A 16,067-nucleotide genomic window follows, 5' to 3' on the forward strand; every position below is an offset into this window, starting at 1 on the left:
TTTTTAAGGATACGTCTATGGCATATCTTAAGGATTTACTAAAGCAGGTTACATATATTTGTACACGGGGAACGATGGATTGTAAGGTGACACATATCTGCCATGATTCCAGACAGGTGGTCAGAGGAAGCATGTTTATCTGCCTGAAGGGAAGCAGAGAAGATGGGCATGATTATCTTGCTCAGGCAATTCGTAAAGGAGCAGCAGTGTGTGTAGTATCAAAGCATGTCTGGGTGGAAGGTGATGTGACAGTCATCCGGGTACGCAATACCAGTGAAGCCATGGCATGGATAGCCAGAAATTATTATGGCGCACCGGCAGAAGCCATGCAGATGATAGGAATTACCGGAACAAAAGGAAAGACCACGACTGCCTGTATGCTGTATCAGATGTTAAAGGAAGCCGGGGTAAAATGCGGACTGATCGGAACTCTTGGCGTACGAAGAAGCGATGGATTAAAAAAGCCAGGCAGCAATACGACACCGGATGCCTGGTATTACAGAAGGAACTGCGGGAAATGGCGGATGCCGGATGCAGTTGTTGTGTGATGGAAGTATCCTCCCAGGGACTGAAGCATTACCGGGTGGAAGGAATCACCTTTGCCATTGGAATTTATACTAATCTGTCCATGGATCATATCGGACCGGGGGAGCATCGGAGTTTCCGGGAGTATGCCTGCTGTAAAAAACGGCTTTTTGAGCGTAGCCGGATGATTTGTATCAATGCAGATGATAAATATCATGGTTTTATGACAGCGGATCTTTCGGCTCCGGTTTATACTTATGGAATCGAACAACCCTGCGATGTAAAAGCGGAGCATATCATATATGAAAGAAGCAGTCGTGGATTAAATGTCACATATCAGACAACCGGGTGGATAAAGGATGAAATCGTATTAAAAATGCCCGGAACTGCCAATGTATATAATTCCCTTGCTGCCATGGAAGCAGCACATCTCCTTGGAATTTCCCCGGAGACGATAAGGAAAACCTTAAGAAATGTTTCAGTAAAAGGAAGAATTGAAGAAGTAAGAATTTCAGATAAATTTGATGTAGTCATTGATTATGCCCATAATGCGGCAAGTCTGGAATCCCTGATAAAGACATTGCGGCAGTATCAGCCCAAGCGTCTGGTATTATTGTTTGGCTGCGGTGGAAACCGTTCTCCGCTGCGGAGGTTTCAGATGGGTGAGACAGCCGGAAGACTTTCGGATGTCACGATATTGACATCGGATAATCCAAGATATGAAAAGCCGGAGGCAATCCTTTCTGACATCGAACAGGGAATGAAGAGAACGAAAGGAAAGTATAAAATTATTCCGGATAGAAGAGAAGCCATTTCTTATGCTATTTCCCAGGCACAGGAGGGCGATTTGATTGTAGTGGCAGGAAAAGGTCATGAAGAGTATCAGGAGATAGAAGGACATTTTTATCCGATGAACGAACGGGAAATGATAGAGAACAGTATATGAGGTGAATCTATGGCAAAATATGCCAATATCATAATTGATATTTCTCATGAAAAATTAGATAAAACTTTTCAGTATCGGATTCCACCGGAAATGAAGGATGAGATAACGGAAGGAATGCAGGTCATTGTTCCCTTTGGAAACCGGACGATAAAGGGCTACGTGATAGAATTGACAGATAAAGCAGAATTTGACACGGCAAAATTAAAGGACATTAAAGCTGTTGATAACAATGCCATGCAAATCGAATCACAGTTTATTGCCTTGGCAGCATGGATGCGTAAAAATTATGGCGGAACCATGAACCAGGCATTAAAGACAGTGATTCCGATTAAAGAGAAAGCAAAGGAAAAAAAGAGCCGTCTGGTGCGTCTTGTACTTCCTTTTAACGAGGCGGCAAGCCTTTTGGAAGAACTGAAAAGAAAGCACAGAACTGCCCGGGCAAGACTGTTAGAAGCACTGTTAGAAGAAACTGTCTTAAGTTATGATGTAATAACCAAAAAGCTTCATATTACGGCAGATGTCATCAAAGCAATGATGCAGCAGGACGTTATAACGGTAGAAGAAGTGCGGACTTACCGTAACCCTGTCCGTACACAGGAGATGGGAGCCTATACCCTGACCTTAAATGCAATGCAGCAAAAAGTGGTGGATGCAGTGATAGAAAATGCCAGAACAGAAAAGAAGCCGTGCCTCATTCACGGAGTGACCGGAAGCGGTAAGACAGAAGTCTACATGGAACTGATTGCAGAAGCTGCCGGCAGGGGAAAGCAGTCCATCGTATTAATTCCGGAGATTGCACTGACTTATCAGACGGTGATGCGGTTTTACCATAGGTTTGGCGACCGGGTTTCCATTATGAATTCGAAACTGTCACCGGGAGAGCGTTCCGACCAGTTTGAGCGGGCAAAAAAAGGTGAAATTGATGTTATGATTGGCCCTCGTTCTGCTTTGTTCACACCTTTTTCAAATCTTGGGTATATTATAATAGATGAAGAGCATGAGGGCACTTATAAAAGTGAGACGATACCAAGGTATCATGCAAGGGAAACCGCAATAGAGCGGGCGAGAATGTCCGGTGCCACTGTGATTTTAGGCTCGGCGACCCCTTCCATAGAAAGCTTTTATCATGCAAAAAAGGGTGACTATTTACTCCTTTCCATGGATAAGCGGGTGAAGGAAAAGCCACTGCCGGAATGTGAAATTGTGGACTTAAGAGAAGAATTAAAGGCAAGAAACTTTTCGATTTTAAGCAGAAGCCTTCATGAAAAAATAGAGCAGCGGTTATTGCGGAAAGAACAGGTTATGCTATTTATTAACCGCAGGGGAATGGCAGGCTTTGTATCCTGCCGTGCCTGTGGTCATGTAATGAAATGTCCCCACTGTGATGTGTCATTGCATGCACATAATAATGGAAAACTGATATGTCACTATTGTGGTTATGAGCAAAATCATGTTAAGATATGTCCGAGCTGTGGTTCAAAATATATCAGTGGTTTTAAAGCCGGAACCCAGAAAATTGAGGAACTGGTAAAAAAAGAATTTCCTGAGGCAAGGATTCTTCGGATGGATTTTGATACCACAAGAAGCAAAGACAGCTATGAGAAAATCCTCTCTGCATTTGCCAATCAGAAAGCAGATATCCTGATTGGAACCCAGATGATTGTAAAAGGACATGATTTTCCAAATGTAACATTAGTAGGAGTGCTGGCGGCAGACTTATCTCTTTATGTATCCGATTATCATGCCGCTGAGAGAACCTTTCAGCTTTTGACCCAGGCAGCCGGAAGGGCAGGACGAGGTGAGAAACCGGGAGAGGTCATTATCCAGACTTATAATCCGGAGCACTACAGCGTCATCTGTGCAAAGAATCAGGATTATAACCAGTTCTATGAAGAGGAAATTTTCTACCGGCAGGCAATGCGTTATCCGCCGGTATGGCATATGCTGGTTGTGCTTTGTGCATCAAAAGAAGAAGCAGAAGCCTATGCATGTGCAAAAGAGCTTGCAGATACCATGGAAAAAGTGCAGGCTGATAAAAAGCTTCAGATGATTGGACCAGCAGATGCAGCAGTAGCCAAGGTAAATGACATTTATAAAAAAGTACTTTATTTCAAACACCCGGATTATGGTGTATTGATTCAGATAAAAGATAAAGTAGAACAGCTTATGGAAGAAAAACAGGGAGTAAGAAACGTATCGGTGCAATTTGATTTTGACCCGGTAAATGGCTTTTAGAGAAAGAAATTTAAGGAGGAAGTAAAAATGGCATTAAGACAGATCCGGACAGTAGGAGATCCGGTATTGACAAAGACCTGTAAAGAAATTAAAGAGATAACACCAAAGATTTTGGAACTGGCAGATGATATGTTAGAAACCATGTATGAAGCCAATGGTGTGGGACTTGCTGCACCGCAGGTTGGAATCTTAAAGAGAATGGTAGTTATTGATATCGGAGATGGTCCGATTCTTATGATTAATCCTGAGATTATCGAGACTTCCGGAACCCAGACAGGGGATGAAGGCTGCTTAAGTCTTCCGGGCAAGGCAGGAACAGTTACAAGACCAAATTATGTAAAAGCCCGTGCATTTAATGAAGATGGTGATGAATATGAGATTGAGGGAACAGAGCTTTTAGCAAGAGCAATCTGTCATGAATTAGACCATCTGGATGGACATATGTATATGGAAAAAGTAGAGGGCGAGCTTCATGATGTAGTCTATGAGGAGGGCTAGAAATGAAAGTAATATTTATGGGAACACCGGATTTTGCGGTGGGTACATTAGAGGCAATTGTGGCAGCAGGACATGAAGTAGTGCTTGCAGTAACACAGCCGGATAAACCAAAGGGAAGAGGAAAGAGCATGCAGTATCCTCCGGTAAAGGAAGCTGCAATCGCCCATGGAATTGAAGTGTATCAGCCGGAGCGGGTACGCCGCCTGGAATGCATAGAATATCTGGCAAAATATCAGCCGGACATCATTGTGGTAGCAGCCTTTGGACAGATACTTCCAAAAGAAATTTTAGAGATGCCAAAATATGGCTGCATCAATGTCCATGCATCCCTGCTTCCAAAATACCGTGGAGCTGCACCAATCCAGTGGGCAGTAATCAATGGAGAGAAGGCTTCCGGCGTAACTATTATGCGTATGGATGAAGGTCTGGATACCGGAGATATGATAGCATCTGTGGCTGTGGAACTGGATGCACAGGAGACCGGTGGCAGCCTTTTTGATAAATTGCAGGATGCCGGGGCACAATTGTGTGTAGAAACCATGAAATCCATTGAAGATGGTACAGCAGTGTATACACCACAGGATAATGAGATTGCAACGCATACCAAAATGATTCAGAAGTCATTGGGAAAGATTAACTGGTCTTTATCTGCAGTGCAGATTGAGAGGCTGATTCGTGGACTGAATCCATGGCCGAGTGCCTATACTTACCTTTCCGGTAAGACATTGAAAATCTGGAAGGCAACGGTACATCCGGGCAATACGGATGCTGCACCGGGAACAGTGGTAAAGGCAGATAAACAGAGCCTTGTCATACAGACAGGCGTTGACCGTCTTTCGCTGGAAGAAGTGCAGTTAGAAGGAAAAAAACGTATGCCGGTTGCCGATTTCTTACGTGGATTTACAATCGGAAACGGAACGGTGCTTGGAACAAAACAGCAATAAAAAGGAGGAATTCATATGCCATATTATTATTGGTGGGACCCGACTTATTTCTTGGTAATTATTGGTGCAGTAATCTGTCTTCTGGCATCTGCCCATGTAAACAATACGTTTAAAAAATATTCAAAATACCGCAGTATGTCCGGAATGACAGGGGCACAGGCGGCACAGAGAATCTTAAATGCAGCAGGCATTTATGATGTGGAAATCCGCCATATTTCCGGAAACCTTACCGACCATTATGACCCGAGAAATAAGACTTTAAGTCTTTCAGACAGTGTCTATGGTTCGACATCTGTTGCGGCGGTTGGTGTAGCAGCCCATGAGTGTGGACATGCTATCCAGCATCAGAAGAATTATGCACCGCTTACCATTCGTGGTGCCATTGTTCCGGTAGCCAATATCGGTTCTACACTGGCATGGCCGCTGATCCTGATTGGATTATTTATCAGCAGCCGCAGTGGTCAGGCATTGATTACAGCAGGAATCATCTGCTTTTCACTGGCAGTATTATTTCAGATTGTACACTTCCGGTAGAATTTAATGCATCGAGAAGAGCAGTAAGAATCCTTGGAGAGACAGGAATCTTAGGAGAACAGGAACTGGGCTATACGAGAAAAGTTTTAGGAGCTGCAGCGTTAACCTATGTAGCGGGAGCAGCTTCAGCGATTCTTCAGTTACTGCGTCTGATTTTATTATTTGGAGGACGACGGGATGACTGATTCGGTGAACAGCCGGGAACTGGTGCTTGCAATTTTGCTGGCGGTAACAAAGGATGGCATATACAGCCATGTGGCGATTTCTGATGTACTGACCAAATATCAGTATCTTGAGAAACAGGAGCGCAGCTTTATTACCAGAGTCAGCGAGGGTACTCTGGAGCGCATGCTGGAGCTTGATTATATTATCAATCAGTTTTCCAGTGTGAAGGTGAATAAAATGAAGCCGGTAATCCGTTGTATTATCCGGAGTGCCGTCTACGAAATGAAATATATGGACAGTGTTCCGGTATCGGCTTCCTGCAACGAAGCAGTAAAGCTTGCAAAGAAAAAAGGCTTTGGAAAGCTTTCCGGATTTGTCAATGGAGTGCTTCGGAATATCGGAAGAAATCTTGATAAGATTATATACCCGGATAAGGAAAAAGCTTATAAACAGTATTTATCCGTAACCTGTTCCATCCCGGAATGGATGATTACACTCTGGGAGAAAAATTATCCTTAGAACGGATTGAAAAGATAGCAGAAGCATTTTTGAAAGAAGAACCACTGACCATAAGGTGTAATATTACAAAGATTACACCAGAAGCTTGGTGGAGCGCTTGAAAAATCGTGGCATGGAAGTGAACATAGATGAAAAACTTCCTTATGCATTGCATGTAAGAGGTGTGGATTATCTTGGCAGCATTCCGGAATTTGCGGAAGGACTTTTTTATGTGCAGGATTTAAGCTCCATGAAGGTGGCTGAGGCGGCAGAGGTAAAAGCAAATGATACTGTCATTGATGTGTGCGGAGCACCCGGTGGAAAGAGTATACATATTGCACAGCTGCTTTCCGGCAGTGGCAGGGTTATCACCAGGGATGTCAATGAGTATAAAGTCTCTTTGATAGAAGAGAATATCAAACGTCATCAGGTGACCAATATGACAGCCGAACAGTGGGATGCCCGTGTATCAGATAAAGGCAGTATCGGCAAAGCAGATATAGTCATTGCCGATTTACCATGTTCCGGACTGGGCGTGCTCCGGAAAAAACCGGATATCAAATACCGGATGAAGCCGGAAGATATAAAATCACTGATAGCATTACAGCGTGAGATTTTATCCACGGTACATCAGTATGTGAAGCCGGGCGGCAGAATGATTTACAGTACCTGCACCATTGATGTGGGAGAGAATGAAGAAAATGTTGCATGGTTTATGGCAAATCATAAAGAATTTGAATTAGAAAGCATGGAACAGATTCTGCCGGATGAATTAGGCAGTGATGGATTTTTCATTGCCAGATTAAGGAAAAATAATGTATGATAGAAAAAGTTGATGTAAAATCCTTAAATTTAAAAGAATTAGAAGAATTTCTTTTGTCTCTGGGAGAGAAGAAATTCCGGGCAAAGCAGATATATGAATGGATGCACATCCATCATGTCACCTCCTTTGATGAAATGACAAATCTTTCGAAGAATTTAAGGGAGACATTAAAAGAGAAAGCAGACCTTATAGTATTAGAAGAAGAACTGGTACAGATTTCGAAGATTGACGGAACGAGAAAGTACTTATTTGCATTGGCAGATGGGAATATGATAGAAAGTGTGCTGATGAAATATAAGCATGGCAATTCCGTATGTGTTTCTTCCCAGGTGGGCTGCCGTATGGGCTGCCGGTTCTGTGCATCCACACTGGACGGACTGGTGCGTAATCTGACACCATCGGAAATCTTAGAGCAGATATACCGGATTCAGGAGAGCATCGGAGAACGTATTTCCAATGTGGTAGTCATGGGAAGCGGAGAACCTATGGATAATTATGATAATATTGTAAAATTCATTGAACTGCTGACAGACGAGCATGGACTTCATATCAGCCAGAGAAATCTTACGGTATCTACCTGTGGACTGGTGCCACAGATGAAGCAGCTCGCTGATTTGAAACTTCAGATTACACTGGCACTTTCCCTGCATGCATCCTCACAGGAAAAGAGGAAAGAGCTGATGCCGGTTGCCAACAGTTATGAGCTTTCCGAGGTCTTAGATGCCTGCAGATATTATTTTGACAAGACAGGACGAAGACTCACTTTTGAGTACAGTCTGGTGGGCGGCGTCAATGATACGGATGAGGATGCAGAGCGGCTGGTTAAGCTGGTTTCCGGCATGAACTGCCACATTAATCTGATTCCGGTAAATCCCATTAAAGAGCGGGATTATGTGCAGTCAGACCATGAGGAAATCCTCAAATTTAAAAATAAACTTGAAAAAAACGGAATTAATGTTACTATTAGAAGGGAAATGGGCAGAGATATTGATGGTGCCTGTGGACAGTTAAGAAAGAAATTTTTAGAAAGGTAGGTGGACTATCATGAAGACTTTTTCAATTACAGATATCGGACAAAAGCGCAGCTCCAATCAGGACTATGTCTTTTCCTCTGAGCAGCCGATTGGTAATCTGCCAAATCTTTTCATTGTTGCAGATGGAATGGGAGGACATAAAGCAGGAGATTATGCTTCCAGATATACGGTAGAGACATTGGAGAAGCTGATTCGTGAGTCGACATTGTCAGAGCCGGCTGCAATTATTGCGTCTGCAGTAAAGCAGGCAAATACCATGCTGTTAGAGGAAGCGAATAACCATGAGGAAATGAAGGGAATGGGAACTACTCTGGTAATTTGTACTATTCATGACAACGTGCTTACGGTTGCCAATGTGGGAGATAGCAGACTATATGTAGTAAATCAGGAAATCAGGCAGATTACGAAAGACCATTCGCTGGTAGAAGAAATGGTGCGGATGGGTGAGATGGACAAAGAAACAGCCCGGAATCACCGTGATAAAAACATTATTACAAGGGCAATCGGAGCAGTCCCGGAAGTGGATGTGGATTTCTTTGAGATTAATCTGGATCCGGAAGACGAAATACTTATGTGTACCGATGGATTAACCAACATGGTAGAGGATGCAGATATCAGAAATATTATGCTCAGTCAGCGTGATATTGCAGAACAAGCAGAAAGACTGGTAAAGACTGCCAATGAAAATGGCGGTAAAGACAACATTACAGTAATTGTAATAAAACCATTTTCGGATGAGGTGAAGATATGTTAACAGAGGGAATGTTTATCGCAGAACGTTATGAAATTATTGGAAAAATAGGCGCAGGCGGAATGTCTGATGTTTATAAGGCAAAGGATCATGTCTTAGGACGTTTTGTGGCAATTAAAGTTTTAAAGCAGGAATTCAGTGAAGATGTTAATTTTGTGACAAAGTTCCGTACAGAGGCACAGTCAGCAGCAGGCTTAGAGCATCCAAACATCGTAAATATCTATGATGTCGGAAGTGAAAACGGCATGCATTATATTGTCATGGAGTATGTGGATGGAATCACATTAAAGACATATATTGAGAAGAAAGGCAAACTGACTTACAAAGAAGCAGTCAGCATTGCCATTCAGGTAGGCAGAGGTATTGAGGCTGCACACAATAAGAATATTGTGCACCGTGATATCAAGCCACAGAATATTATTATTTCCACAGAAGGAAAAGTAAAGGTAACCGATTTTGGAATTGCCCGTGCAGCAACTTCCAACACCATTAATTCTGATGTTATGGGTTCCGTACATTATTCTTCTCCGGAGCAGGCAAGAAACGGTTTCGTAGATGGCAAGAGTGATATTTATTCTCTTGGAATTGTCATGTATGAAATGGTAACCGGAAGAGTTCCTTTTGATGGAGATACTACCGTTGCAGTAGCAATCCAGCATTTACAGGAAGAAATGGTTCCACCAACCGCGTATACACCGGACCTTCCAATCAGCTTGGAGAAGATTATTTTAAAATGTACACAGAAGAACCCGGACCGCCGTTATGAGAATATGGGCGAACTGTTGATTGATTTAAAGAAATGTCTGATTAGTCCGAATGAAGATTTTGTTACCATGGTTCCACTTGGCAGCAATGATAAGACAAGAGTCATCGGACAGGATGAATTAGAGCAGATCCGGGAAGGCTCCGGAAAAGTTTCCTATGATGAAGAGGAAGAAGCAGGAGAGGAAGAAGAACCGGATGAGGATGAATTAACAGAGGATGAGGAGAAGGAGAATGGAATTCTCAATCCGAAGATGGAAAAAGCAGTTACTATTATGGGAATTGTCGCTGCAGTTATCATCGTAGGAATCGTCATTTGCCTGGTTGGTAATATCCTTGGAATTTTCCGATTTGGCGGCAACAAGAAAAATGATACCGAGACAGAGATTGCAACAGAAACCGAAACAGACACCGAAGATAAAATCGAAATGATTGATTTGCGTGGTCTTACTTTTGAAGAAGCACAGAATGAAATCAAAGATAAGAAGCTTGATATCAAGTTAGAAGAAGGCGAGGAGATTTCCTCTGATGATTATGAGGAAGGACAGATTGCCGAGCAGAGTGTGAAGAAGGGTGAATCTGTAAAGGCTGGCGATACCGTTACTGTCCGTATCAGCAGCGGAGCAGGAGATGTTCCGATTCCTGACGTAGCCGGTTATAAGTCTTCGGAAGCACAGAAAAAATTAGAGGATATGGGCTTTAAGGTAAGCACGGATTATGATTACAGCGATACCGTACAGCAGGATTATGTTATCAAGACTACACCGGATATCGGAACCAATGCGAAGAAGGGTGATACCATTACCCTGATTTTGAGCCGTGGTATTGAAAGCGTACAGGTACCGGATGTCAGAGGACACTCAGAAACTGATGCGAAAAATGAATTAACCGGTGCAGGCTTAAATGTTACAACCAAGACCGATTACAGTGATGATGTGGCAGAAGGCCTTGTTATCAGTCAGGATCCGGTAAATGGCAAATTTGTTGACCGTGGAACAACCGTTACCCTGACCATCAGTTTAGGCAAGAAGACCACATACTATTCTTATAAGAGTGATACATTAGCAGTACCGCAGGATGGCAAGAATTATACCGGCGGAACCGTTACACTGAAAGGTTCTGATGGAAGTACCCTCTGGACAACAACCTTCGAGGGAACAACACCTGGTTCTGTGAATGTAGATAATATTAAAAATATGAGCAGCGGTACCCTTGAGGTTGACTGGACATATACCAACGAAGATGGTACAACAGGAACCAATGTGGTATCGACCTCTGTAAACTTTACTGAAAAATAAGGATGCACATGCAGGGAAAAATAGTCAAAGGAATTTCCGGATTCTACTACGTTCATGTAGTGGAATCCGGAATTTATGAATGTAAGGCAAAAGGAATATTCCGCCAGCAGAAGATGAAACCGCTGGTGGGAGATGATGTAGAGATTGATATTATTTCAGAAGAAAAGAAGACCGGAAATGTCGCAGCAATTCTTCCTAGAAAAAATGCACTGATTCGTCCGGCAGTTGCCAATGTAGACCAGGCTCTTTTGATTTTTGCGGCGGCAAGTCCCAATCCGAATTTTAATCTTTTAGACCGCTTTCTGGTGATGATGGGACGGCAGGATGTTCCGGTAATCCTTTGTTTTAATAAGTGTGATTTGATTACTGAAGAACAGCAGCAGGAGATTGCATCTATTTATGAAGCAAGCGGCTGCAAGATACTCTTTGTCAGTGCAAAAAAGGAACTGGGACTGAAAGAACTTCAGAAAATATTAGAAGGAAAGACTACAACGGTAGCAGGACCTTCCGGAGTGGGAAAATCTTCACTTATTAATCTTTTAGCACCGGAAGCCTGTATGGAAACCGGTGAAATCAGTAAGAAGATAGAGCGCGGCCGGCATACCACAAGACATGCAGAACTGATTCAGCTTAAGGGCGATGGTTATATCATGGATACACCGGGATTTAGTTCTCTTTATCTTCCGGAAATGGAGAAGGAAGAATTGCAGGATTGTTATCCGGAGTTTGCAGCCTTTGAACCGTATTGCAGATTTCAGGGCTGTTCCCATATCAGTGAGCCGGACTGCGGAGTCAAAGAAGCTTTATCAGAAGGAAAGATTCATCCGGTGCGTTATGAGAATTACTGCCAGCTTTATGGAGAATTAAAGGACAGAAAGAAGTATTAAATAATTAGAGTATCGAAAGAGATAGAAAATAGGATATCGAAAATAAAGTACAGCCAAATAAGATACGAAAGAAATATCAGATACAGAAAGGAATCAGACGATGAATTGTTTATCCCCATCTATTTTATCAGCAGATTTTAGTAAATTAGGAGAAGAGATTAAGACGGTAGATGAAGCCGGGGCGCAGTACATTCATATCGATGTAATGGATGGAAGCTTTGTGCCAAGCATTTCTTTTGGAATGCCGGTAATCCGCTCCATTCGAAAATGCACCGATAAAATATTTGATGTTCATCTGATGATTGATGAGCCAATCCGTTATATTGATGAGCTGGTAGACTGTGGAGCCGATTTGATTACGGTGCATGCAGAAAGCTGTAAGCATTTAGACCGGACCATTGAAGCTATTAAGGAACGTGGCATCATTGCAGGAGTAGCATTAAATCCTGCTACACCATTAACTGCCATTGAACATATTTTAGAAAAAGTGGATATGGTATTAATCATGACAGTAAATCCGGGCTTTGGCGGACAGAAGCTGATTCCTTATACTATCGATAAAGTGCGTCAGTTAAAGAAAATGGTGCAGGAGCGTCAGTTAAAGATTGATATTGAAGTAGATGGCGGCGTAAACCTTTCCAATGTTGAAACATTGATGGATGCAGGAGCAAATATTATTGTTGCCGGAAGCGCAGTTTTTGGCGGAGATGCGGAAGAGAACACCAGATGTTTCTTAAATCTCATTAATGGTGGTAAATAAGATGAAAACATTGATTATCAATGGCGGAACCATAGAGGATGCATTTGCATTAAGTTATATAGAGCGGGTAAAACCGGATTGTATCTTAGCAGCAGACCGTGGCATGGAATTCTGTTACCGCAATCAGATAAAACCGGATGTCATATTAGGAGATTATGATTCGGCAGACAAAACCATATTGGAAGCATTTCGACGGCAAAGCGGCATTGAGTGGCACCAGTATCAGCCGGAGAAGGATTATACCGATTCTGAAATTGCCATCGGAAAAGCTATGGAGCGAAACAGCAGCGAAATCCATATATTAGGTGGCACCGGTACAAGGCTTGACCATGTGTTAGGCAATATACAGCTTCTGATGCAGCCGCTGGCAAAAGATATTCCGTGTTTTCTCATAGATTCCCATAACCGGATTCGTCTGTTGAAAGAGCGCGCGGTTCTTCAAAAGAGTCAGCAGTTCGGAAAGTATGTATCCTTACTTCCTCTTACAACAGAAGTAACCGGAGTAACATTGACCGGAATGAAATATCCTCTGCAGGATGCAGCATTTACCAGCGATAATACACTGGGTGTCAGCAATGAAATTGTAGCGGACGAAGCTGTGATAGATTTAGAAAACGGAATATTGATTATGATTGAATCGAGAGACTGATTTTTGAGAGACTGAATTCTGTAAGACAGAAGAGGTCTCTTTTTTGTTATTAAGCTTCTTCAGGCTTTATGCTTGTATTGGAGCGGATAGACTGTGCCATTATTCTTTTAACGGAAAGACCGTTTCTATCTTGACAAATTAAAAAAATATAGTACAATACAATTCATAGTAAATAAATAGGAAAAGGATGAAAAGAAAAAATGAACAGAAGCGTAAGAACAAAATTAACAACACTCGGTCTTGGTGTAATATTAATGTTTACAGCACTGACAGGATGTGGAAATAAGGATGCAAAAGATACTTTAAGCACAGAACAGCAGTCTGCGACTGAGGTAATAGAGAGCACAGAAAATGTGACAGAGGGAGCCAGTGAAGAGAATCCGATTACTTTTACGGATGCACTGGGAAGAGATGTAACCGTAACTTCCCATGACCGTGTGGCAGCCATGATTGGAAGCTTTGCAGATGTCTGGTTATTATCCGGTGGTGAACTGGTGGCAACAGCCAATGACTCCTGGGAGTCATTAGACCTTGACTTAGGAGATGATGTGGTAAATCTTGGAAGTATTCAGGAGCCAAATACAGAAGCATTGCTTGCCGCACAGCCGGATCTTGTAATTGCAAGCACCAATACTACTTCTAATGTGGAGATGGAAAATATGCTGACAGAAGCAGGCGTTACAGTAGCATATTTTGATGTATCTGATTTTGACGCATATCTTCAGATGTTAGACATTTGCACAGATATTACCGGAAGAAAAGATTTATATGAGAAAAACGGACTTGAGGTTCAGAAACAGATTGAAGAAATCAAGGCAAGGGTAGATGATTCCCATCCAAGCGTATTATTTTTACGTGCAGCAGCAAGTGGTGTAAAAGCCAAAGGAAGTGAAGGCAGCGTAGGTGGTGAGCTGTTAAAGGATTTGGGATGTGTGAATATTGCAGACAGCGACAGCGGATTATTGGATAATCTGAGCCTTGAAGCAATCGTAACCGCAGATCCGGATTATATTTTCGTGACTACACAGGGAACCGATACAGATGCGGCACTGGAAAATGTGCAGGAAACATTAATTAACAGTCCGGTATGGAGCAGTCTTACTGCAGTGAAAGAGAATCACTATTATGTACTGGATAAACGGCTTTACAACCTGAAACCAAATGCCCGCTGGGGAGAAGCGTATAAAGAACTGGCAGACATTTTATATCAGGAAAACTAAGACGCAGAAACTTAAGTGACAGAGTATAGGCAATAAAGGAGAAGCGGGATGGGATATTTTCCATTTTTTGTGGAACTAAAAGGAAAAAGAGGACTGATTGTCGGTGGCGGTATTGTAGCAGAACGCAAGGTAAGAAAGCTGCTGCCTTATGAACCAGAGCTTCTGGTTGTTGCACCAAAGATTGATGATGGAATCTGGAAACTTTCCGAAGAAATAAAAGAGAAAAGAAAAAAGAACGCAGATACGTCGGAACTTATTTTATCCGAGCGGGATTTTGAAACTACAAATCTGGAAAAAATGGATTTTGTTATTGTGGCAACCTCGGATGAAACATTGAATGCAAGGATTGCAAAGCTTTGTGAAGAGAGGAATATTCTGGTAAATGTTGTAGATGATAAGGAAAAATGTGGATTCCTGTTCCCGTCACTGATTCGGGAAGGAAAGCTCAGTATCGGCATTTCTACCGAAGGAGCAAGTCCAAGAGTAGCAACCACGTTCCGTGCCCGGTTAAGCGCAGACATCCCGGAGCGGATGGAAGAAATCTTGGATTATCTTGAAAAGATTCGTCCTTTTGCAAAAATGGCAATCGAAGATGACAAAAAGAGAGCTGCTTTTCTGATGGAATTGGCAGATGTGTGTATGGGAAAAGGACGTCCCCTGACAGAAACTGAATGCGAAATTTTACTGGAAAATTATCGAAACAAGACATCAAAAGATGTACTTTCGGATAAAGGAGCACCTTCGGATAGGGAGACGCAATCTGGAAAAGATGTATATTCAGATAGAAAAATATCACCAGGAAAGGTAGTTCTGGTGGGAGCCGGTTGTCTGTCCTATGAATACATAACACTGCGCGGCATGCAGGAAATCAGAAAAGCACAGGTGCTGATTTATGATGCGTTAATTGATACAAGGCTTCTTGATTTTACCATTGAAAACTGTGAAAAAATCTGTGTAGGAAAACGCAGTGGCAGACACAGCATGAAGCAGGAAGAGATTAATATGCTGCTGATAGAGAAGGCAAGAGAAGGTGTGCATGTTGTAAGGTTAAAAGGCGGTGACCCATTTGTCTTTGGCAGAGGAAATGAAGAAGTAGACGCACTGACGGAGGAAGGCATTGAAACAGAAGTAATTCCCGGCATTTCCTCCTGCATTGCAGTGCCGGAGCTTGCCGGAATTCCGGTGACGGAGCGGAAGGTCAGCCGGAGCTTTCATGTAATGACCGGGCATTTTGCCGGAGATGAGGAATCATTAAAAGATGAGATTCACAAAATGGCTGCCATGGATGGAACCTGTGTCTTTCTGATGGGATACACAAGACTTGCGGAGATTGTAAGAGAATTACAAAACGGCGGTGCAGAGGCAGAGACACCGGTAGCAGTAATTCATGGAACTTCTGATGGAAGCAGCCGGGCAGCCTATGGAACACTTCTTACCATCGAAAAAGAAGTGCAGGAGAAACAGATTCCAATGCCGGCAGTGATTGTGGTAGGAGATACCGTCCGTTTACCGGAGTAAGAAAAAGAAAAAAAATTCAG

Annotated in this window: 11 protein-coding genes and 3 pseudogenes; all 14 read left to right on the plus strand. The window is 42.6% G+C overall.

Features of this window, described 5'->3' with window-relative positions:
• The first annotated feature begins 74 nt into the window (after nt 1-74).
• A pseudogene (locus DW059_RS08500) lies at nt 75-1,471 on the plus strand (UDP-N-acetylmuramoyl-L-alanyl-D-glutamate--2,6-diaminopimelate ligase).
• Between the two features lie 9 nt (nt 1,472-1,480).
• A complete protein-coding gene (gene priA / locus DW059_RS08505; protein ID WP_117698486.1) occupies nt 1,481-3,706 on the plus strand; it encodes a replication restart helicase PriA in 2,226 nt (741 codons plus the stop codon).
• Between the two features lie 27 nt (nt 3,707-3,733).
• A complete protein-coding gene (gene def / locus DW059_RS08510; protein WP_117698487.1) occupies nt 3,734-4,204 on the plus strand; it encodes a peptide deformylase in 471 nt (156 codons plus the stop codon).
• A 2-nt stretch (nt 4,205-4,206) separates the two neighbouring features.
• Nucleotides 4,207-5,148, plus strand: a complete 942-nt coding sequence (fmt, locus tag DW059_RS08515; RefSeq protein WP_117698488.1) for a methionyl-tRNA formyltransferase — start codon at nt 4,207-4,209, stop codon at nt 5,146-5,148.
• 15 nt (nt 5,149-5,163) lie between these two features.
• Nucleotides 5,164-5,867: pseudogene (locus tag DW059_RS08520) on the plus strand (zinc metallopeptidase).
• A pseudogene (gene rsmB, locus DW059_RS17810) lies at nt 5,860-7,168 on the plus strand (16S rRNA (cytosine(967)-C(5))-methyltransferase RsmB). Before DW059_RS08520 ends, rsmB begins: the two co-directional pseudogenes overlap by 8 nt.
• The gene (gene rlmN, locus DW059_RS08530; protein WP_117698489.1) at nt 7,165-8,202 is read left to right on the plus strand and encodes a 23S rRNA (adenine(2503)-C(2))-methyltransferase RlmN; all 1,038 of its coding nucleotides are present in this window, start codon (nt 7,165-7,167) and stop codon (nt 8,200-8,202) included. Before rsmB ends, rlmN begins: the two are co-directional and overlap by 4 nt.
• Nucleotides 8,203-8,212: 10 nt before the next feature.
• Nucleotides 8,213-8,956, plus strand: a complete 744-nt coding sequence (locus tag DW059_RS08535) for a Stp1/IreP family PP2C-type Ser/Thr phosphatase (RefSeq protein WP_117698490.1) — start codon at nt 8,213-8,215, stop codon at nt 8,954-8,956.
• The gene (gene pknB, locus DW059_RS08540; RefSeq protein WP_117698491.1) at nt 8,950-11,013 is read left to right on the plus strand and encodes a Stk1 family PASTA domain-containing Ser/Thr kinase; all 2,064 of its coding nucleotides are present in this window, start codon (nt 8,950-8,952) and stop codon (nt 11,011-11,013) included. Before DW059_RS08535 ends, pknB begins: the two co-directional genes overlap by 7 nt.
• 8 nt (nt 11,014-11,021) lie before the next feature.
• Entirely contained in the window at nt 11,022-11,900 is an 879-nt protein-coding gene (gene rsgA, locus DW059_RS08545; protein ID WP_117698492.1) for a ribosome small subunit-dependent GTPase A, read from the plus strand.
• A gap of 100 nt (nt 11,901-12,000) precedes the next feature.
• Entirely contained in the window at nt 12,001-12,660 is a 660-nt protein-coding gene (rpe, locus tag DW059_RS08550; RefSeq protein ID WP_117698493.1) for a ribulose-phosphate 3-epimerase, read from the plus strand.
• Between the two features lies 1 nt (nt 12,661).
• Nucleotides 12,662-13,309: a thiamine diphosphokinase gene (locus tag DW059_RS08555; protein WP_117698504.1), complete on the plus strand. Its 648-nt coding sequence runs from the start codon at nt 12,662-12,664 to the stop codon at nt 13,307-13,309.
• A gap of 200 nt (nt 13,310-13,509) precedes the next feature.
• On the plus strand, nt 13,510-14,529 hold the full coding sequence (locus DW059_RS08560) for an ABC transporter substrate-binding protein (RefSeq protein ID WP_117698494.1): 1,020 nt from the start codon (nt 13,510-13,512) through the stop codon (nt 14,527-14,529).
• Nucleotides 14,530-14,577: 48 nt separating this feature from the next.
• The gene (gene cobA, locus DW059_RS08565; RefSeq protein WP_117698495.1) at nt 14,578-16,047 is read left to right on the plus strand and encodes a uroporphyrinogen-III C-methyltransferase; all 1,470 of its coding nucleotides are present in this window, start codon (nt 14,578-14,580) and stop codon (nt 16,045-16,047) included.
• Nucleotides 16,048-16,067: the final 20 nt, after the last annotated feature.

Origin of the sequence: Roseburia sp. AF42-8, assembly GCF_003435965.1 — a bacterium.
Taxonomy (GTDB): Bacteria; Bacillota; Clostridia; order Lachnospirales; family Lachnospiraceae; genus Roseburia_C; species Roseburia_C amylophila.